Here is a 19565-nt window from a genome sequence, read left to right as displayed (position 1 = left end):
CTCCTTTACTTGATGTACCAGCCCCATGGCTGCTCGCTGTCATAGCGGGTGATCTGCTTGGTTTCCAGGTAGTTGTTCAACCCCCACTCCCCCAGCTCACGGCCGATACCGCTTTGTTTGTAGCCGCCCCACGGGGCTTCGGTGAAGGTCGGTTGCGAGCAATTGATCCAGACGATACCCGCGCGCAGTCGTCGGGCGACGCGCTCGGCACGCACAAGATCCTTTGACATGACCGCAGCGGCGAGGCCGAAGCGCGAGTCGTTGGCGCTGCGCAAGGCGTCGGCTTCGTCGTCGAAAGGACGCACGCACACCACCGGCCCGAAGATTTCCTCGGTCCAGATCCAGCTGTCTTCCGGCACATCGGCAAAGATCGCCGGGGTCAGGAAGTAGCCCTTCTCGCAATTCGCCGGGCGCGTCCCGCCGGTGAGCAAGGTCGCGCCTTCCTCCTGGCCCCGGGCGATGGCTTGCAGGACCTTGTCGTACTGGCCACGACTGACCAATGGGCCGAGCAATACACCTTCGTCCATCCCGTTGCCGATGCTCAGGCTTTGGGTCTGTTGCACCAGGCGCTTGAGCAATGGCTCATACAAGTCGCGCTGAACCAGCACCCTCGAAGTGGCCGAACACACCTCACCCTGGTTCCAGAAAATCCCGAACATGATCCATTCGACCGCCGCGTCGATATCGCTGTCATCGAAGATGATGAACGGCGATTTGCCGCCCAACTCCAGGCTGAGGTTTTTGATTTCCCGGGCGGCGGCTTGCATGATCCGCGTGCCGGTCGGGACGCTGCCGGTAAAGGCCAGTTTGTCGATCCCCGGATGCTCGCTCAGTGGCGCGCCGGCCTCCACACCCAGGCCGGTCACGACATTCAGCACACCGGCAGGCAAGCCGGCCTGATGGGCAATGTCCGCCAGTTCCAGCGCGGTCAGCGGTGTCAACTCCGACGGTTTGAGCACCATGCAGCAACCGGCGGCCAGGGCCGGTGCGACTTTCCATGCGGCCATCAGCATCGGGAAATTCCACGGAATGATGGCCCCGGCGACACCCATCGGTTCTTTGCGCGCTATCGAGGTAAAGCGTTCATCCGCGAGCGCAATGCTTTGCTCGCGCTGAGCATCGAGGCCGTCGGCCAGGTCGGCGTAAAAGTCGAAACAGCCCGCCGTATCACCAATGTCCCACAGGGCTTCGGGCAACGGCTTGCCGTTATCCCGCACTTCAAGTTCGGCCAGCTCGTTCTGACGCACGCGGATGCCATTGGCGATCGCCCGCAGAATCGTTGCACGTTCGGCGCCGGCCATCTGCGGCCATGGACCTTCGTCAAAGGCTCGGCGAGCGGCGTTTACCGCCAGGTCGACATCGTCTGCCGTGGCCGCTGCGACCCGGGTGATGACCGACTCATTGCTGGGGTCGACGGTTTCAAACGTGCCGCCCTTCTTCGGTCGAACCCACTGGCCGTCGATGTAGAGCTGATCATAGGATTTCATGCGTGGTCTCCAAATAGGGCAAAGCGCTTGGCGCTAAAAGGGCTCAGGTTCTGGGCCGGTATGCGTCCAGCAACCATATCGGTAATGAGTCGCCCGGTCGTGGCGCCCAATGTCAGGCCGAGTTGGCCGTGGCCGAACGCCATAAACACATTCGTCAGGCGGGCGCTGCGGTCAATGACGGGTTTGGTGTCAGGCAGGAACGGGCGATAGCCGACGCCGTACTCGACGTTGTCCAGCCGCAACTGCGGCAGGATTTTTCGGGCTTTCTCAAGAATGATGTCGGCGCGTTTGAAGTTCGGCTCGGCATTCGGGCTGGCGAATTCGATGGTGCCGCCGATCTGCAAGCCTCGGGTCATCGGGCTGAAGCAGAACCCGCCGTCGGCGTAGATCACCGAGTGGCGGATCTCCACCTCTGGAGTGGGCAACAGCACTTGATAACCGGCGATCCCGGCCAGCGGAATCTGCGCACCGATTTGCTCAAAGAACTGTCGCGAACCGGTGCCGGCCGCAATCACTACATGGTCGGCGGCGTGGCGTTCACCGTTGGTGAGCGTGACGCCACTGGCGCGATCGGCCACTTCATCGAGCTGTTTGACCTGGGCGCGGACACGCACGCCGCCCTGTTCGATAAAGCTCTGTGTCAGCGCCGCAATAAAGCCTTTGGTGTCGCTGACCGCGTGCCAGTCCGGAAACAGCAGGCCGTGGCTGAACTTGCCGGCCAGTGAAGGCTCCAGATCCGCGATCGCCGCACGATCAAGCACCTCGGACTTGAAGCCCAACGCTTTGCGCAACTCAAGATGCGGACGTTCGTGATCCAGCCCTGACGGCGTATCAAACAACTCGATGATCGGCCGTTCGCCCATCAAGGACTTGTCCGGGCAAGCGTCGAGCAAAGGCGCATAGTCCTCGTAGACGTGGTGCGTGAGGGTCGCCATGGCCTCGGAAATCTCGACGATTTTCGAGTGCCGGGCGCACGCCAGGAATCGCAGGAACCACGGCAAGATGCCGGGCAATGCGCCGGGCCTTAGCGCCAAGGGTCCTTTCTGATCAAGCAGCCAGCCGGGGATCTTCTTCAGGATCCCGGGCTTGGACAGCGGAATGACCTCGCTGACCGCCATCTGTCCGCAACTCCACTTGGCGGTGCTGTCACCCGCCGCTGCCGGGTCGATCAGGGTCACCGCATAACCGTCCCGTTGCAGATACAGGGCACAACAGACGCCCACAATGCCTCCGCCGACCACGAGGGCCTTTTCACGCAGGTCGGGGGCAAGAGCTGCGGACTGCAGAGGTGTCATAGGGAAGTCTCTTTCGCTGAGGCTGGAGCGGCAAAATCTTCCAGACTGAAGCCGTCCCACCAGGGTTGGGTATCGTCGACAATAAACTCCGCGCGCCCGGTGATCCACGCCCGGCCTTCAATGCTGGGGCGAATCGCCGGCGTGCCATTGTCCAATTGAAGCTGTTGCGCCACACGACCGACGAAAAAACTGCCGATCAGGCTTTCATGACGATAGGCCGCACCGTCGGCCAGCCAGCCACGCGCAAATCGCTGCGCGACCCGGGCCGAGCTGCCGGTGCCACACGGGGAGCGGTCGATGAGGCTTGCGCCGGCAATCACCACAGCCCGCCCCTGGGACTCTGCTGACAGCGGCGCGCCTGTCCACATGCAATGGTTGACGCCTCTGATCGCCGGGTTTTGCGGATGGACCACGTCCATGGATTGATTGACCAGGTCCTGAATCTGCCGCCCCCATTCCAACAGCTGTTGCGGGCTGAAATGCTCACAGCCCGGATAGTTGGGCTGCACGTCGATAATCGGATAAAAATTACCGCCATAGGCAATATCGACCTTCAACTCGCCCAGCGGCGGGAAGTCGATGGTCAGGTCACGGTGCAACAAGAATGACGGGACGTTGGTGAAACACACCGAGGTGACCTTCTCGCCCACACGGGTGTAAGTGGCGTGAACCTGCCCCGCCGGTACATCCACCACCACGGTGCCGGGGACTTTCGGCTCGATCAGGCCGGCCTCCAGCGCAAAACTGATGGAGCCCAAGGTCGCGTGCCCGCACATCGGCAGGCAGCCCGAGGTCTCGATGAACAGCAGGCTGAAGTCGCTGTCGGCGCGCATCGGCGGATAGAAGATCGTGCCCGACATGTGCGCATGCCCTCGGGGCTCGAACATCAAGGTGCGGCGGATCCAGTCGAACTCGATCATGAAGTGTTCACGCCGATCGCTCATGGTCGCGCCCTTCAGTACTGGGCCTCCGGCGATCACCATGCGCACGGGCATGCCTTCGGTATGGCCTTCAATGCAATTGAATACGTGTCGGGTCATCTCATCTCACTCCGTAGAGCCGCATCGGCCGGGCGTGGCGGCCGATGCGGCAGGCGCTTAAACCTGAGCCAGTTCGAAAGCCTCGCGGAAGCTGGCTTTCTCTTCGTTGGTCAGCGGTTGCAGTGGCATCCGTGCGTTGCCGGCCTGGAAGCCCGCCAGCTCACATCCGTACTTGACCTTCTGAATGAACTTGCCGGATTCCATGTCCGCCAACACCGGGAACAGCGAGCGCACGATGGCCTGGGCACCGGCCAGATCACCGCTGGAATATTTGGTGTAGAAATCGCAGACCTGTTGCGTCAGGCAGTTGGCCGGGCCGCAGATCCAGCTGGTCGCGCCCCACAGGAAGAAGTCCAGTGCCTGGTCATCGGAACCGCAGGACAACTGATAGTTGTCTTTGTAGGTGCCGCCGATTTCGATGGCACGCAGCAGGTTGCCGCTGCTTTCCTTGATGCCGATGACGCGCTCGTTGTCCTTGAAGGCATCCAGCACGCCGAAGCCGACTTCAACGTTGGTGCGTACCGGGTAGTTGTACAACACCACATTGATATCCGGCGCGGCATCGAGAATCGCCTGATAGTGACCGATCAGCTCGTCCTGTGAAGGCAGTGCGTAATACGGCGGCGCGATCAGCAGATTGGTGTAGCCCGCATCACGGGTCTGCTTGACCTGCTCGATAACCTCACGGGTGCAGGAACCATTGGCACCGGCAATCAACACGCCGCGATCACCGACCACTTCGCGCACCGTGGCCAGAATCTGCCGCCGCTCTTCGTTGGTCAGGGCGTAGTACTCACCGGTGGAACCCAGCGGCACGAAGCCTTTGACGCCGGCCTTGAGTTGAAACTCGATGATGTTGCTGAGCATGTCGAAATCGACTTTGCCGGCCTTGTCGAAAGGCGTGACCAGAGCAGGCAGGATGCCTTTGAGTTGGGTCATTGAAGACACTCCACGTTGTTGAATGACGGGTTGGGGTTAGTACGCATAACGTCGCAGCATCCGCGTCTCGATCACTCCGACCAGACGGGTCAACGGGAACGCCACGAGGAAATAGATGACCGCCACCGCCGAGAGGAACTCGACCGGACGGGCCGTGCTGTTGGAGATGTTCTGGCCGACGAACATCAGGTCGGCGATGCCCACCGAAGAAATCAGCGCGCTCTCCTTGAACAGCGAAACCACGTTGGAAAGCAGCGGCGGAATACCCCGCAGCAACGCCTGGGGAAACACCACGAAGAGGGTTTTATTCCAGGACGCCAAGCCCAACGCGACGCACGCATCGTGTTGTTCGCCGGGGATGGATTTGAGTGCGCCGCGAAAGGTCTCGCTGGTGATGGCGGTCATGTACAGCGTCAGCGCCAGCAACACCGAGATGTAGGGCGGCACATCGATGCCGAACACCACCGGAAAGCAGAAAAACACCCAGAACAGCTGGATCAACAGCGGCGTACCGCGAAACAGCTCCACATAGAACCCCGCCGGCACGCTCAACCAGCGACTGCGGGACGCGCGCAACAGGCTCAGGAAAAACCCGCAGAGACTGCCCAGGATGGCGCAGCCGACAGTGAACGCCAGCGTCAGCGCCAACCCCTGCAGCAAGGCTTGCCAATAAGAGAACACCACGGTGAAATCGAGATTCATGACAGTCTCCTCAGCGCGCGAGCGCAGCGTCCTGACGTCGTTCAAGCCACTGAACGAACTGAGCGATGGGCAGCGACAGGGCGAAGTAAATGAGCGCGATCAGCGAATAGGTCTCCAGCGGGCGGTAGGCTTCGGTGGCAATGCTTTTGCCGACGTACATCAGGTCGCCCACGGCCACGATTGCCACCAGCGCGCTTTGCTGAAGGATCGAAATGCCGTTGGTCATCAACACCGGGATGGCACTGCGCAACGCTTGCGGAAGAATCACGTAGAGCGTGCGCTGCCACGGGCGCAGGCCCAATGCAACGCAGGCGTCCAGGTGCTCACGCGGTACCGCCTGCACGCCGGCCCGATAGGCCTCGGCATTGAACGCCGTCAGGTTCAAACCGAGGGCCAGAACGCCCATGGTGATCGGGTCGATGAACACGTCGAACAGCATCGGCACGCAGTAGAAAAACCAGACGATTTGCAGCAGCACCGGCGTGCAACGAAAGAACTCGATAAACAACTGCGCCGGCCAGCGCAGAAAAAACCAGCGACTCAAGGTCAGCAGGCACAGGCCAAAACCCAACACTAGACCGACGATGTTCGACACCAGTGCCAGTTGCAGGGTGACTTTCAGGCCGTCCCACAACAGGCCGAAGTTGCCGTTGAGAAAGCTGAAGTCGAATTGATAATTCATGGTCGCGCTCCTCAGTCCAGGTGCAGCACTTTTTCCAGGAACTCGCGAGTGCGGGGTTCCTTGGGCTGAGTGAACAACTGATCGGGATGGCCTTGCTCTACCACTTTGCCGTTGGCGCAAAACACCACGCGGGTGGCGATATGCCGGGCGAAATGCATATCGTGGGTGACGATGATCATCGCCATCTTCTGCTCGGCCAGTTGCAGCATGACGTTCTGCACCTCGATGACCATTTCCGGATCGAGCGCCGAGGTGACCTCATCGAACAGCATCAACTTGGGCTCCAGCATCAACGCCCGGGCAATCGCCACCCGCTGTTTCTGGCCGCCGGATAACTGGCTGGGGTAAACGTTGAGCTTGCTCTCCAGGCCCAGCCGAGCCAGCAATGCCCGGGCCTTGTCAGTCGCCTGTGCCCTGGACAGGCCATGCACTTTCATCGGCGCCAGGATCAGATTGCCCAGAACCGACAGGTGCGGAAACAAGGTGTAGTGCTGAAACACCATGCCCACCTGGGTTTGCAGCGAGCAATCCATGGGCTTGCCTTTGCCCCTGGCGTTGCCATCGATATAGGGTTTGTCCTGGAAGCGGATGGTCCCGCCCTGAATGCTCTCGAGCCCCATCATGACCCGCAGCAAAGAGCTCTTGCCGCTACCGCTGGGACCGATGATGACCAGGCGATCATCGGCGCGCATATCCAGATCGAGGTGGTCCATCACCACCAGGTTTTCGCCGTAGGACTTATAGACGTCGCGCAGCTGGATGAACCCGGCGCCCTTCGTTTCGCAGGCAGGCAGAGGCCGTGACGGCACCGCCGCCAGAGTGGAAGTTTTCATCGAACATTCTCCGAGAGCGCGCAGCCCGCTGCGCGCTCGGCATCGGCGGGGTTTACTGAGGAGTTTTCTCGGCGTTGGCCAGTTGCGAAGCCTTGTCGACCAAGGCGTCGATCTCACCGGTCTCGCGACGCTGGGAGAGATAGATGTTCAGCGTCTGCAAGTCGGCGGCGCTAATGTCGCGGCGCACGCCGAACGCCACGCCCTGCTTGGCCAGTGCGGGTTTGGGCAGCACTTCCTTCGACCAGCCCGGGTTAGCCACGGCAAACAGGTGGTTGGTGTCACTGGCATCGACCAAGACGTCGGCACGCTTGGACATCACCGCCAGGCGCACCTCGTCCATGCCCGGCAAGCGCATGATCTTGCCTTGCTTGATAACCGCCGAAATGGCCTTGTCCTGGGCGGTGCCGGACATGACCGCGAAGGTCACTTCAGGCTTGTCGAAATCGACGAGGGTATTGCCGGCGTTTGCCAGTTTCGGGTTGTCCTTGTTGATCAGCAACGACACCTGGTAGTCCGTCGCAGGCACCGAAAAACTCACCGCCAGCGCGCGTTCAGGTGTCTGGTTCAGCGCCATGGCCATGTCCCACTTGCCACCTTGCAGCCCGGCCACGAGGTTGTCCCAGTTGGTGTCGACGAACTCGACTTTGACCTTCAGCACCCTCTCGCCAAAGTCGCGACACAGGTCCACGAAGTAGCCGCTGTATTCACCGGAGCGTGCATCACGCATGACGTAGGGCGCGGCAACGGCCGCGCCACAGCGCAAGACGCCTGCTTTTTGAATGTCTTTCCAGAGTGAAACATCAGCCGCCTGGGCTGGGACCTGGGTGAGCAACGCGCCAATAGCGGATGCACAAACGAGCATGTTGCGGATGGTGCGAGGAAGGAACCGAGCCATTTTGACCTCTCCGATGATTTCGTTCTTGTAGGCAGGAAGGTACAAATTCAACATCACTGTGCGCCATCATGTGTGCAGCGCTGTATGCAAGATAGATTTGAATGAATCGAACTGTCAACACGCGTCGAAAAAATTCATGAGGAAAATGACCGAGCGGTCGGACGACCGCTTTGGGGAGGGGGAAAACTAAAGAGTTTGCTGAATGGCTTCGAGGAAGTGGTCGAGAATCAGGCTTGGTCGACGGCTTTTCGAGGTGACCACGGCCAGTGGTGCATCGAAATACAGGCGCTGTGGCGCAAGGGGTTTCATCAACCCCTTCTCGACCCAGCCAGCGGCGAAGTGGTCGGGAAGAAAACCGATGTAGCTGCCCGTGAGGATCAGAAAAGCGATGCCTTCGCGGTCCGTGGCGGTCGCCGAACATTCCAGCAGGTGATGAAGACCGATCGCCTCAGCGGTCATTCGGTAACTCGGGACAACCGCATCGACATGCCGCAGATCATCGTTGGTCACCTCCTGCGTGCGACCAAACAACGGATGCTCCCAGCTGCAATAAAGATTCGAACGCTCCTCGTAGAGCAAGCTGTACTCCAGTCCCGAGAGTGGCGTAATCAACGGGATTGCCCCGACATGCAGGCGCCCGTCCAACAGGCCTCGCTCAATCTCCCCGGGGGTGCTCATGCTCAGGTTGATCGTGACGCCATCCCCTTGGCCACGCAGTGATTTCAGGGCGCGTGTGATGCGCATTTTCGGCTGTGTCACCAGGTTGTTCATGACGCCGATATTCAGATCGCCGCGCAGTTGGCTGTGCAACTGATTGACCTCGCTGCGAAATCCCTCGATCGCTACCAGCACCGCTTCACTGGAACGCAGAACCTCCCGGCCCTCATCGGTCAGCGCGAACCCGGCGCGCCCTCGCTGGCATAGCCGCATGCCTAAACGTTTTTCCAGGTCGCTCATGTGCAGACTGATCGCCGAGCGGCTGATGCCGAGTGTGCTTTCAGCGGCGGAAAAACTGCCACATTGCACCACCGTTTTAAACAATCGAAGTAGGCGCAAATCAAAATCGCTGACCTGGGTCAGGGGGCTCTTCTTGCTCATGGGTGAGTTTTTCCGAAAGTTAACGTAATAACTTAAAGATTTAACTCACCAATTAGATTGGCTACAAGCTCCACAACGGAAATATTCTCAGGAGGCCGGCCGTGAACAAACCTCTGCCAACGTCCACAAAACGGCCTTGGCGAGATGTTCGCGTGGCAACTGACCCGAGCACTCGCAATAGAGACGGTTCGAGCGGATTGGGGCAGATGTTCGATCCAGTTTAAGGCTGTAGAGGTGAGCTGAATGATGTCCGTAGGCGATTTTGATCTCCCCTCAGCGAAGCCCAATAAACTACGTACAAAAAAAACGCCGCTCAAATGAGCGGCGTTTTTGCGTATTCATATATTCAAAAATGGAATAAAAAAAACTAAAAATCAGCAAATAGATATAGGACAACAAAGCCCAAAAATAATATTCTATTTGAAAGAAAATAATTTCGCAATCCGAAAAAACAAAAAAGGCGAAAAAATGATAAAGACACTTGAACAAAACACTGCCAGTACCGAATCCACGTCGAACACTGATGACAAAAAGGCACGCAGTACTGTTCAGTCCCTTGCAAAGGGGTTCCGGGTGCTGGAAGCCTTCACTTCTGAAAATGATGAACAAACCTTAAGCCAGATAGCCATGGCCGCTGAGCTCGACCCAGGTACCACCTTCCGTATGCTCAATACGTTGGTCGATCTGGGATATGTTTCAAGAATCCCGGAAAGTCGTCGCTTCGCACTGACACTCAAGGTGCTCGACCTTGGTTTCCACGCCATCGCTCGTACGGACCTACGTAGCATCGTGCGGCCAATTCTTCGCAGCTTGGTCAGTGAAACCAACGAAGCTGCGAGCTTTGCCGTATTACAAGGTGCAGATGTGCTGTATCTAGAACGGGTGCGGGCGGGTATCACTCGACTAGGCGTGGATATCCGTATCGGTACCACAGTACCCGCAACTCAGACCGCTATCGGGCAGTCAATACTGGCCTTCTTGCCGGAACAACAGGTACAGAAAGTCCAGATGCTGACGCCCACAACACCATTCATTATTAAACCCCACGCCACTGAGCCAGCCCTTCAGGACTTGCTTGTGCAGATTCGTGAGGACGGTTTCGTTCTAACCGAATCCCTGTTCACCGATGGCTTAAGAATTCTTGCGGTACCCGTACTGGATATTGACGGGTATCCGGTGGGTGCAATCAGCATCGCGGCACCTTCGGTCAGATGTACTGCGGATGAACTACGATGCCGCGCATTGAACTCCACACTGGAAGCAGCCAAGGATATCGGAAAAGCGCTCGAAGCCAACGGCAGTATCGGCTCGTACTTCTAGATTCTTATCACGAGATAAAACGGGTTTACATTTAAGCCCGCTAAAGCTGTAAAAAACCTCCAGCATTGTGCCCACACAGAATGCTAGCACCCGCACGCCTCTACAATCTGAAAATAAGAAAGGAAGTGCTATGTTGATGCAGAATATAGAAACAGAACCCTTAATTGAGGGTGTCAAAAGCCAAGCCAATATAAGTGCAAGGCTTGAACGCTTACCCATGACCAAACAAGTGTTCTGGGCAAGAAATATTATTGGTGCGGCCACCTTCTTTGACGGTTACACGGTTATTGCAATTGCTTATGCGATGCCAGTGCTCGCAAAAGAATGGAATCTTACCCCCACACAGATCGGCATGCTTCTTTCGTCCGGCTACATAGGCCAACTGTTTGGAGCGGTGTTTTTCGGCTGGTTAGCTGAACGTATCGGACGGATGAAGGTACTTACCTTCACCATTCTCTTGTTTGTTGCGATGGACATTGCTTGCCTTTTCGCATCGGGGGCGGCTGCCATGATGGCATTCCGTTTCCTCCAGGGTATCGGCACGGGGGGTGAAGTACCGGTAGCCAGTGCTTATGTGAACGAACTCATCAGTTCGAAGAAGCGCGGTAGATTCTTCCTGCTTTATGAGGTGATGTTCCTGCTCGGACTAGTAGGCGCGGGAATAATCGGCTATCTGCTAGTCCCAATCTACGGCTGGAAAGCGATGTTCGCGGTAGGGTTGGTGCCCGCGACACTGTTGATTCCGCTACGGTTCTTTCTGTTTGAGTCACCACGCTGGCTGGCCTCCAAAGGCAGGCTCGATGAGGCTGATCGTATCGTTACTCGCCTGGAAAACAGCGCACTTAAGACTGGAAAGAAACTGGCGCCCCCCGTCGAGGTTCCACAAATTCAGGCGCAAAAGAGCACTCAGGGCTGGCGAGAACTGTTCCGAGGCATGTACTTCAAGCGGTCAATGGTCATCTGGTCCATGTGGTTCGGCGCCTACATGGTAGCCAACGGCTTGATCACCTGGCTGCCAACCCTCTATCGTCAACACTTCAACCTGTCTCTGGACACCAGTCTCGCCTATGGCTTCATTACATCGGCCGGTGGCGTTGTCGCGGCCGTCATCTGTGCACTCCTGATCGACAAGATCGGCCGACGCCGCTGGTATATCGGAGCGTTGTTTCTGGCGGCTGTTCCATTGTCCTGCCTCGCGCTTACCGGGGCGACCACCCCATTACAGATCCTGATGCTGGCGGGCTTGGGGTATGCCTTGGTGCAAACAGTCACCTTCTCTCTTTACCTGTACTCAGCCGAACTCTATCCCACTCGCCTGCGGGCCCTTGGCACAGGACTGGGAAGCGCGTGGCTGCGTCTTGGATCGGCCGCCGGGCCGCTCGTGGTAGGACTTGCGGTATCCGGTGCCGGGGTGCATTACGTATTCGGTGTATTTGCGGCAGTACTGGTAGTTACCGGATGTATTACAGCGTTGTTTGCGATTGAAACAAAAGGTCGAATTCTAGAAGAACTGTCTCCGTAACTACGGACACTTGTCGCGCCATAAAAACTGCAAGTCTGATCCTCCCAATTAACCTCAAAAAATACTCATTAGTGTTTTTTGCGCCACTGCACGCGTTAGCTGCGGAAACTTTGTAAACAGAGGAAATAAAATGAGCACTAATAATACGATCGATCTCAAAGGCCTGGTACCGGCTCCTGTCACCCCGTTTACTCGCGATGGCAAGGTCGATTACGACGCGATCCAAAAACTGGGGTCCTGGCTGGGCAGCTTCGACGGAGTCAAAGGCCTGGTGGTTCTCGGCCATGCGGGGGAAGGAACATTCCTGACCCAGGCGGAACAGGCCCAAGTCATCCGAGCCTTCAACGAGTCGTGCGAGGGCCGTCTTCCCGTGATCGCTGGCATTACCGGAGAAGGTACTCAAGTGGCTGCCGAGGAGGCCAAGCGCGCCGTAGATAATGGTGCTGCAGCAGGCTTGGTTTATCCGTCTCACGGTTGGTTGCGCTTTGGCTACCAGAAAGGCGCAGCGCAGGATCGCTACCGTGCGATCTACGAGCACAGCGGCTTGCCGCTGATCCTGTTCCAGTACCCGGATGTCACCAAGGCCACTTATGACCTGGAAACCCAACTGGAAATCGCCAAACAGCCGGGCGTGTTCGCAATGAAGAATGGCGTGCGCAACATGCGTCGCTGGGACACAGAGATTCCGGTAATCCGCAAGGAAGTACCGGACCTGCAGATCCTCACCTGCCACGACGAATACCTGCTGCACACCATGTTCGATGTGGATGGTGCCCTGGTTGGCTACGGCGGTCTGACCCCAGAACCGCTGATCGAGCTGATCGCTGCAGGCAAACGTAAGGATTACCCAGCTGCTCGCGCCATCCACGACAAACTGCTGCCGGTGACACGCAACGTCTACCACCGCGGTTCCCACATGGAAGGCACCGTGGCACTGAAGCATGGCTTGGTTGCTCGCGGCATCCTGGATCACGCAACTGTCCGTTCGCCGCTGCTGCCGCTCGCAGAAGGTGCTGACCGCGAAATCGCCGATGCACTGCGCTCCGCCGGCCTGATCTGATCCAACGGACGGCGCGGCACTTTAGTGTCTCCCGTCCGGACGCTCATATCAAAATAGGGCTCCGCTACTGCGAAGCCCTGTCTCTACGCTCGTACCCATTGAGATACCTGACCCAATAGTCGATCAGTTCCCCCAGACGAGCAATTCGCAGAATTGTCTCCCAAGGGAATTGCAGATCGCTTGTGCCCTTCAATAAAAACAACAGGGGAAAATCATGGTCTTGAATTCAAAAGCATTACATGTAACGGGCGCACTCCTCGTGTCAACCATGCTGTTGCAACCGAGCAGCTTTGCTCAGGGTTTAGTCGAAGACAGCACTGCAAACCTGACACTCAGAAACTTCTTTTTTGAACGCACTTTCACAGCGCCGAACTATCCGCAGGATAAGGCCCGAGAATGGACGCAAAGCTTCATCTTCGATCTTCGCTCTGGCTTTACCTCCGGCACTATTGGCGTCGGAGTCGACGTGCTTGGCAAATACGCCGTGAAACTGGACGGTGGTGCCGGCCGTTACGGCGCATTATTGCTACCCAAGGATAGAGATGGAGAACCGGCAGACAATTTCGGCCGGCTCGGGGTAGCGCTCAAGGCGCGACTTGGCGCAACGGAACTGAAGGTCGGCGAATGGATGCCAAATCTGCCGATCGTGACCGCCGACGACTTCCGCGCATTGCCGCAAACCTTCGAAGGCGCTCAATTATCCTCACAAGATATAAAACATTGGACGCTCTATGCAGGCCAACTCAACAAAAGCAGCTTGCGTAACGACTCCTCCATGGAGGACTTGGCCTTCGGCAGCGCCCACAGTGACGCTTTCAACTATCTGGGAGGGGATTATCGCTCTGAGTCCAAGAACACCACGATTCGCCTTTGGTCAGGACAACTCGAAGACATCTATCAACAGCAATACGTTGGACTTAACCAACGCTGGCAGCTATCGACATCGGCCACACTAAATACAAACATCGGCTATTTTTGGGGCAAGGATGATGGCAGCGCCAAAGCGGGACGACTGGATAACCGCACGGCTTCGCTGATGATTGGTTTAGGGGTGTATGAGCACACTTTCAGTATTGGTCTTCAACAAGTCAGCGGTGACACCGGATGGATGCGGATTTCCGGTACGGGGGGCATCTACCTGGCGAACAATACATTTAACCATGCGTTCGACAACCCCAGGGAAAAGTCTTGGCAATTGCGCTACGACCTAAACTTTGCAGGATACGGACTGCCGGGGCTTTCGTTGATGACCCGTTACGTTCGTGGTGAGGATGTCAGGCTGCAAAAGATCGATAACGGCTCTGAATGGGTTCGCGAAACGGAACTTGGTTATGTAATCCAGAGTGGCCCCGCCAAGAACCTGGCCGTACGCTGGCGCAATGCAAGCGTGCGTCGTGACTTCAACAACTCTGATTACGATGAGAATCGTGTGATCCTCACGTACCCTATCAATATTTTGTAAACCGAAAGAGATGCGAACAATATATCCGTTCCTTATTGGCCTGCGGCGCAACACCCGAAAATAACCGTGGCTTATTTAAATCAGAATACTGCCAAGAAACAGGGCAGCTCTTTCTACCATTAGCACTTAGTAATACAAGTGAAAATCACCTATCCATTTGTCAGGAGTAAATAATTTTGAAACTATACGAAGCATGCGAAATTATCGAAGTACACGGAAGTTTAAACACCAATGAAAAGCTCTTGGAAGGTTGGATACTATTGGCTGTGGTAGCCGGAGCCAACGCCTGGCCCTGGTACGTTTTAGGTAGAAAGGCTTCGTCAAAACAAAGCCAACAATCGAACTCAAATACCCAGTAAGTTGGCCGGACTTTAGTATGGGGCTGGCAATCGATACCTCCTATTCGTTTTCTCTTCTTGCGTAATCGTTCGGCCAACACCCATCTGGATCCAGGCGGAGCAAGCCCCTCTTGGCCAAGCTAGGGAACGCGTGCGGGTGCGCCCGCGCGCAATCCGTCCATGACGAGGTCCATGAGCCGGGTGAGGCGTGGTTGCCAGTCTCCACCGGAATCGATCTGCCAAATGCCGGCGATGGCCAGAAAGAAGTCGTCCGTGGTAACTCCCGGGCGAATGGTACCGGCCTCCTCGTTAACGCCGAGCAGGAGTTGGGCCGCAGCGGCCACCGGGGCATAACCCGATTTCCCTGGGCAGTCTCGTGCGCTGGCGGCCTGACGGATTGCATCCGCCAGGCCAGCCTTGGTCAAGGCGTATTGGGCAAGGCGATCCATCCACTCCCGCAGGGCCTGGTCCGGCGGACAGGTCTGGAGCAAGTGGGCTGCGAGATCAGCGACCTGCTCCATCTCGTAGCGGTAGACCTCCATTATCAAGGCCTCTCGGTTGGGGAAGTTGCGGTAAAAGGTAGCCTGCCCGACACCCGCCTTCTTAGCGATTGCGCTCAGCGGTACGTCCGCCGAACGCGTCAACTCGGTGATCGCCACTTTCAAGATACGTTCACGATTCTGTAGCGCGTCCGAACGCAACGGTGTGTCCATCTGCTGCGGCACTCGTCCTCCTTCCCAAACGGGATGCTCTTGCGAAACGGACAGCTGTCCGCTAGGCTTCGGTAAAACGGATATCTGTCCGCTTTTGGTTATTGTAACCACAATGCACAGGAAATCATTTCATGAAGACCACAGGCAACACGATCCTGATCACCGGCGGTACCTCAGGCATAGGGCTTGGCTTGGCGCTGCGCTTTCATGAGGCGGGCAATAAGGTAATCGTCGCCGGCCGACGTGAAGAGCTGCTCGACCAAATTACGACCGATCACCCGGGCATCGAAGCGATCGTACTCGATGTAGCAGACCCCGCTTCAATCACCCATGCGAGCGAAACGGTGGCTGCCAACTACCCTGAACTGAACGTCTTGGTAAACAACGCGGGCATCATGCTGGGGGAAAACCTCCGTGACCCCAGCTGCCAGCAGATTGCCGAAGATACAGTCACCATAAACCTGCTCGGCACGATTCGGATGGTGTATGCCTTCTTGCCGCAACTGGTGGGCAAAGCCGACGCAGTCATCATGAACGTCACGTCTGCGCTGGCGTTCGTCCCGCTACCGGCCACCCCCACCTACAACGCAACCAAGGCTGCGATCCACTCTTTCACCGAGAGCCTGCGCGTCCAACTCGTCGACGCGTCTGTCAGGGTAATCGAAGTAGCGCCGCCGGGTGTGCGAACGACTTTGTTTGGCCAGCAGGACGATGAACAGTCCATGCCGCTGGAGGACTTCCTCTCCGAAACCATGACTCTCCTGCATGCCGACCCGGGGGCGCACGAGATTATCGTAGAGCGCGCCAGGTTCGTGCGCTACGCAGAGGCCAATGGCACGTACGACAATGTCCTGAGCATGCTTAGCACTGTAAAACCGACCCACGGCTGAGTAGCTGGAACAGCAGCGCCCCGTCAGTGGTGATGGGGCGACTTCCTGTCGCAATCCGCAATGACCGAATCAGTCATCTGAACCGGACACAGGTTCGATTTTCAGCACGCGACTCGCTAGACGCCAACCCGCCAGGGTTGGCCGAAGCTGGTCCAGGAAGGTAACGCTTGCGACTGCCCCATTAGCCAGCAGCCCCAGACCTTTGGACTCCGCGATGAGTTCGTCTCCTAGCCCATCTTGCACATACACATTGGTCGTGTGATGCGCCCGAGCATGGCCTTCCTGATCAAACATCCCTCGAATCGCGTCAATACCCGAAACAGGTGTATATCCGAAGATGCTGCAGTCATAGAGCGCATCGTCGGTAAGCACCTCATCAAAACGGTGCCATGCGCGCCTGTCAACGAGGTGACCCCAAAGGGATAAAAGCTGGTTGACTTCAACGATGTCACTGATGGACGGCTTCATAGATGATTTTCCGTGGTGAATGATGGGCTGGTAAACGTTGAGATGAGCGGTTCTGAATTTATTGATACTGATATCAGTATTAAAGGGTCTCTTGGTTACTAACCGACGATCGACCCTCTGCCAAAAAAGCCAATATTACAGACCTGCCTTACGCCAAACCCTATCGAAGATTATTGACCAGATCAAATTAACTGGTATATAAATTTAACAGGAATTTCAGCAGACAGAAAAATGCTGATACGCCCTGTCTGACGACAGCTCATAAAAATAAAAATGAAAGGGAGACGTCTTGTGAAGCGCCTGCTGTATCCGGCCATCGAGCTGATGAATCGCCTGAGCTTTGGTATGAAGTTCAGCCTGATCAGTATTCTGTTTTTCGTACCCATGCTGGTGATCAGTTTTTACCTGGTCCGCGATTCTTACGCTGAGTTCCTGAGCACTCGTGTTGAACTGCAAAGTCTCGACCTGCTGAGTGCCAGCCTGACCTTGCGCAGAGACCTGGAAACCCTGGGCAATCTGGTCGAAATCAATGCAAATCTGGGGCAGTTGGGCAAGGCCGGTGATATTGAATCGAAAATCAGTAGCCTCGAACAGACCATTTTGAATCACCTGCAAGGCCTGACGGCGGTCAGCGTCGATCCGGAGCAAATCGCCACCTTTAATGGCAAACGCGACGAAATGGTTGCGGCGTTTCAGGCGCAGCAGGTCGATAAGTCCTTGCTGAGTAGAAGTACGCAGATCGAAAAGCTGCTCGGTAGTGCGCAGATATTGAGCAAGATCATCGCCAGCCAGGCCAGGCTCAACCAAGACAGCAAGAGCGAAGTGCGCCAGATGAGTGATTTGATTACCAGTGCTACGCCACTTATCACTCAGACCATCGGCAAAGGCCGGGCGATGGGGGCCTCCTCTTTAGGTCAGGGCTTTCTCCTTTCGTCAGCCAGCAGCCGTTTCGATGAACTGCTCCAGCAACTAGAGAAGCTACAAGGCGAATATGATTTGAGATTGCAGGATGCTTTGGGGGCTAGCAAGTCCGCCCGTGACGCCCTGAATCAACTGGCCAGCGGCAGCCAGGCGACACTCAAGCAGAGCACTGGATTGTTCGAAAAACAGGTGGTCATGGCCGACACTCTGGATACACCATGGCAAGCGTTTTATGACCAAGTCACAGGTTTGATGGAGAAAACCTACCAACTGAATGATGCAACCCTGGCCTTCCTCGACCAGGAGCTGCAGCAACGCCTGGAGCAGAATCGTCTGCATATGCTGCTACTGGTCGCCGCCCTGGTCAGCGTATTCCTGCTGATCGTCTACCTCTATGGTGGATTCTATGTCTCGACGCGCACCACCCTGAAAAGATTGGGTGAAGTGATGAACCAGGTCGCAGCCGGGGACATGACCGTGAGTTTCACCGCCCAGAGCCATGATGAACTGGGGGAATTGGGGCAGGTATTCAATGGCACAGTGGCGAAGATTCATGACCTGATCGAGCTGGTCAGCAAGACAGTCATCGAAGTCGAGCAGCAAGCGGCACAAGTGGAGTCAATTTCCGCGGTGAGCAATCAGGCCGTCGCCGGGCAGCGCCGCCAGATCGAGCAAGTTGCCACGGCCATGAACCAGATGGCAGCCACCGCACAGGAAGTGGCGCGTAGCGCTGGCGCAGCGGTCAGCAGCGCCCACAGTGTCAATGAAGAAACGGTCAGTGGACGCGGGCTGGTGCAGTCCCAGCAAGGCAGTATTGCCCAGCTGGCCTGCGAGATAGATCAGTCAGTATTGGTGATCAATCAACTGGCCAGCGATAGCCAGTCCATCAGCCTTGTGCTCGAGGTGATCAAGAATATTGCCGAGCAAACCAATCTACTGGCGCTGAATGCGGCGATCGAGGCCGCCCGCGCGGGTGAGCAGGGTCGTGGTTTCGCTGTAGTGGCTGATGAGGTGCGAACACTGGCCAAGCGTACTCGGCAGTCCACGGAAGAAATCGAGCAGATGATTTCCAGGATTCAGGGTGGTGTGGGCGCGGCAGTGAAGGCCATGAACGTCAGCCATCAGATGGCCAACGGCACAGTCAGCCAGTCGGAGAAAGTCCAGCAGGCCCTGGAGAATATTCTTGGCGCGATGGGGATGATCGTCGATCAGAACCAGCAAATCGCCGCGGCAGTAAAGCAGCAGACGGCCGTGGCCCATGATATCGATCAGAACATCGTGGAGATCAACCGTGCTGGCGAACGTACCGCCGAAGGTACTTGTCAGACTGAACATGCCAGTCGACAACTCTCATCGCAGGTGCTCCAGCTCAAACAACTGATCAGCGCGTTTCGCATCTGAAAAACTTCACCGACAGCGCTAGCCTATCGCCTGGTTGAACAGTTCACGGGCATTTTCCAGGTCGGTGATCCCTGGTTAGGCATGCGCTCTGTGGGGCGGCACTTTCATCCATTGGTGACAAGCCTACACAGCAGGAAGCGCTGGCTTATGGCATCAGCAGCGCTTCATGGATCTCAATGGAAGGTATCCCGCCATCCCTGCGCTTGCCTGCAAGCCAAACCCTCATTTTGCTCACATCGAAAATCTGCCCCTGCTCCATCAAGGTTAATACGAGGGCATCAGAAACCCGGTAATGCCCACAGGATGGACAGTCTCGTTCCTCCCAATCACCATCACACATAATGCGCTCGGCGGGTCCTGCACAAATTAGACAGATCATGGGCGCCCCCTTCTTTTTTCAACAATCTGTGCCCGATCCGTCATCGTCGCACCCTCCTCCCCATCCAAAAGCTGTTGCCTATCCAAATTGCAGTGTTTTGAATCAATCAGCCACACACAT

At 56.7% G+C, this 19565-nt stretch carries 17 protein-coding genes and 1 pseudogene; 7 read left to right on the top strand and 11 right to left on the bottom strand.

The annotated features are described in order from the left end of the window. Window positions 1-5 precede the first annotated feature (5 nt). The 9 genes from PMI36_RS03885 to PMI36_RS03925 form a co-directional block, all read right to left on the bottom strand. Window positions 6-1487: an aldehyde dehydrogenase family protein gene (locus PMI36_RS03885; RefSeq protein ID WP_008075384.1), complete on the bottom strand. Its 1482-nt coding sequence runs from the start codon at window positions 1485-1487 to the stop codon at window positions 6-8. Further along, window positions 1484-2782: an NAD(P)/FAD-dependent oxidoreductase gene (locus PMI36_RS03890; RefSeq protein ID WP_008075383.1), complete on the bottom strand. Its 1299-nt coding sequence runs from the start codon at window positions 2780-2782 to the stop codon at window positions 1484-1486. The genes PMI36_RS03885 and PMI36_RS03890 overlap by 4 nt, the downstream gene beginning before the upstream one ends. Then, on the bottom strand, window positions 2779-3822 hold the full coding sequence (locus PMI36_RS03895) for a 4-hydroxyproline epimerase (protein ID WP_008075382.1): 1044 nt from the start codon (window positions 3820-3822) through the stop codon (window positions 2779-2781). Before PMI36_RS03895 ends, PMI36_RS03890 begins: the two co-directional genes overlap by 4 nt. 57 nt (window positions 3823-3879) lie before the next feature. Further along, complete coding sequence (locus PMI36_RS03900; protein ID WP_008075380.1) at window positions 3880-4761, bottom strand: dihydrodipicolinate synthase family protein; 882 nt, start codon at window positions 4759-4761, stop codon at window positions 3880-3882. A 36-nt stretch (window positions 4762-4797) separates the two neighbouring features. Beyond that, window positions 4798-5463, bottom strand: coding sequence for an amino acid ABC transporter permease (locus PMI36_RS03905; RefSeq protein ID WP_008075379.1), 666 nt, complete (start codon window positions 5461-5463; stop codon window positions 4798-4800). Between the two features lie 10 nt (window positions 5464-5473). Then, on the bottom strand, window positions 5474-6145 hold the full coding sequence (locus PMI36_RS03910) for an amino acid ABC transporter permease (protein ID WP_008075377.1): 672 nt from the start codon (window positions 6143-6145) through the stop codon (window positions 5474-5476). An 11-nt stretch (window positions 6146-6156) separates the two neighbouring features. Continuing rightward, the gene (locus tag PMI36_RS03915; RefSeq protein WP_008075375.1) at window positions 6157-6978 is read right to left on the bottom strand and encodes an amino acid ABC transporter ATP-binding protein; all 822 of its coding nucleotides are present in this window, start codon (window positions 6976-6978) and stop codon (window positions 6157-6159) included. A 52-nt stretch (window positions 6979-7030) separates the two neighbouring features. After that, window positions 7031-7873 carry a transporter substrate-binding domain-containing protein gene (locus PMI36_RS03920; RefSeq protein WP_008075374.1) on the bottom strand — a complete coding sequence of 281 codons (843 nt, stop codon included), beginning with the start codon at window positions 7871-7873 and terminating at the stop codon, window positions 7031-7033. Window positions 7874-8059: 186 nt separating this feature from the next. Next, window positions 8060-8971, bottom strand: a complete 912-nt coding sequence (locus tag PMI36_RS03925; protein WP_008075372.1) for a LysR family transcriptional regulator — start codon at window positions 8969-8971, stop codon at window positions 8060-8062. A gap of 468 nt (window positions 8972-9439) precedes the next feature. On the opposite strand from PMI36_RS03925, the gene PMI36_RS03930 reads away from it, so the two are divergent. From PMI36_RS03930 to PMI36_RS03945, 4 genes are all read left to right on the top strand, one after another. Further along, a complete protein-coding gene (locus tag PMI36_RS03930; RefSeq protein WP_008075371.1) occupies window positions 9440-10291 on the top strand; it encodes an IclR family transcriptional regulator in 852 nt (283 codons plus the stop codon). Between the two features lie 130 nt (window positions 10292-10421). Continuing rightward, a complete protein-coding gene (locus PMI36_RS03935) occupies window positions 10422-11813 on the top strand; it encodes an MFS transporter (RefSeq protein WP_008075370.1) in 1392 nt (463 codons plus the stop codon). A gap of 130 nt (window positions 11814-11943) precedes the next feature. Then, a complete protein-coding gene (locus PMI36_RS03940) occupies window positions 11944-12873 on the top strand; it encodes a dihydrodipicolinate synthase family protein (protein ID WP_008075369.1) in 930 nt (309 codons plus the stop codon). Between the two features lie 214 nt (window positions 12874-13087). After that, complete coding sequence (locus PMI36_RS03945) at window positions 13088-14335, top strand: OprD family porin (protein ID WP_008075368.1); 1248 nt, start codon at window positions 13088-13090, stop codon at window positions 14333-14335. A gap of 478 nt (window positions 14336-14813) precedes the next feature. Here PMI36_RS03945 and PMI36_RS03950 read toward each other — a convergent pair whose 3' ends face one another. After that, a complete protein-coding gene (locus PMI36_RS03950; protein ID WP_032830684.1) occupies window positions 14814-15386 on the bottom strand; it encodes a TetR/AcrR family transcriptional regulator in 573 nt (190 codons plus the stop codon). A gap of 131 nt (window positions 15387-15517) precedes the next feature. Between PMI36_RS03950 and PMI36_RS03955 the strand changes: the two genes are divergently transcribed. Next, window positions 15518-16276, top strand: coding sequence for an SDR family oxidoreductase (locus tag PMI36_RS03955; protein ID WP_008075366.1), 759 nt, complete (start codon window positions 15518-15520; stop codon window positions 16274-16276). Window positions 16277-16345: 69 nt separating this feature from the next. Here PMI36_RS03955 and PMI36_RS03960 read toward each other — a convergent pair whose 3' ends face one another. Next, on the bottom strand, window positions 16346-16744 hold the full coding sequence (locus tag PMI36_RS03960; RefSeq protein WP_008075365.1) for a nuclear transport factor 2 family protein: 399 nt from the start codon (window positions 16742-16744) through the stop codon (window positions 16346-16348). 273 nt (window positions 16745-17017) lie between these two features. On the opposite strand from PMI36_RS03960, the pseudogene PMI36_RS32550 reads away from it, so the two are divergent. Both PMI36_RS32550 and PMI36_RS32545 read left to right on the top strand, forming a co-directional pair. Next, a pseudogene (locus PMI36_RS32550) lies at window positions 17018-18208 on the top strand (HAMP domain-containing protein); the annotation flags it as partial. A gap of 144 nt (window positions 18209-18352) precedes the next feature. Further along, window positions 18353-19066: a methyl-accepting chemotaxis protein gene (locus PMI36_RS32545; RefSeq protein ID WP_443216708.1), complete on the top strand. Its 714-nt coding sequence runs from the start codon at window positions 18353-18355 to the stop codon at window positions 19064-19066. The last annotated feature ends 499 nt before the right edge of the window (window positions 19067-19565 follow it).

It is taken from the genome of Pseudomonas sp. GM79, assembly GCF_000282495.1.
Lineage (GTDB): Bacteria > Pseudomonadota > Gammaproteobacteria > Pseudomonadales > Pseudomonadaceae > Aquipseudomonas.
The sequence above is the reverse complement of the archived record's forward strand: the minus strand, read 5'-3'. Positions and strand labels throughout refer to the sequence as shown.

Coding starts and splice junctions, on each gene's coding strand:
- PMI36_RS03910 (WP_008075377.1), bottom strand. CDS start 6,145: ATGAATTATCAATTCGACTTCAGCTTTCTCAACGGCAACTTCGGCCTG.
- PMI36_RS32545 (WP_443216708.1), top strand. CDS start 18,353: ATGAACCAGATGGCAGCCACCGCACAGGAAGTGGCGCGTAGCGCTGGC.
- PMI36_RS03950 (WP_032830684.1), bottom strand. CDS start 15,386: ATGGACACACCGTTGCGTTCGGACGCGCTACAGAATCGTGAACGTATC.
- PMI36_RS03905 (WP_008075379.1), bottom strand. CDS start 5,463: ATGAATCTCGATTTCACCGTGGTGTTCTCTTATTGGCAAGCCTTGCTG.
- PMI36_RS03895 (WP_008075382.1), bottom strand. CDS start 3,822: ATGACCCGACACGTATTCAATTGCATTGAAGGCCATACCGAAGGCATG.
- PMI36_RS03935 (WP_008075370.1), top strand. CDS start 10,422: ATGTTGATGCAGAATATAGAAACAGAACCCTTAATTGAGGGTGTCAAA.
- PMI36_RS03885 (WP_008075384.1), bottom strand. CDS start 1,487: ATGAAATCCTATGATCAGCTCTACATCGACGGCCAGTGGGTTCGACCG.
- PMI36_RS03960 (WP_008075365.1), bottom strand. CDS start 16,744: ATGAAGCCGTCCATCAGTGACATCGTTGAAGTCAACCAGCTTTTATCC.
- PMI36_RS03930 (WP_008075371.1), top strand. CDS start 9,440: ATGATAAAGACACTTGAACAAAACACTGCCAGTACCGAATCCACGTCG.
- PMI36_RS03940 (WP_008075369.1), top strand. CDS start 11,944: ATGAGCACTAATAATACGATCGATCTCAAAGGCCTGGTACCGGCTCCT.
- PMI36_RS03955 (WP_008075366.1), top strand. CDS start 15,518: ATGAAGACCACAGGCAACACGATCCTGATCACCGGCGGTACCTCAGGC.
- PMI36_RS03900 (WP_008075380.1), bottom strand. CDS start 4,761: ATGACCCAACTCAAAGGCATCCTGCCTGCTCTGGTCACGCCTTTCGAC.
- PMI36_RS03945 (WP_008075368.1), top strand. CDS start 13,088: ATGGTCTTGAATTCAAAAGCATTACATGTAACGGGCGCACTCCTCGTG.
- PMI36_RS03925 (WP_008075372.1), bottom strand. CDS start 8,971: ATGAGCAAGAAGAGCCCCCTGACCCAGGTCAGCGATTTTGATTTGCGC.
- PMI36_RS03890 (WP_008075383.1), bottom strand. CDS start 2,782: ATGACACCTCTGCAGTCCGCAGCTCTTGCCCCCGACCTGCGTGAAAAG.
- PMI36_RS03915 (WP_008075375.1), bottom strand. CDS start 6,978: ATGAAAACTTCCACTCTGGCGGCGGTGCCGTCACGGCCTCTGCCTGCC.
- PMI36_RS03920 (WP_008075374.1), bottom strand. CDS start 7,873: ATGGCTCGGTTCCTTCCTCGCACCATCCGCAACATGCTCGTTTGTGCA.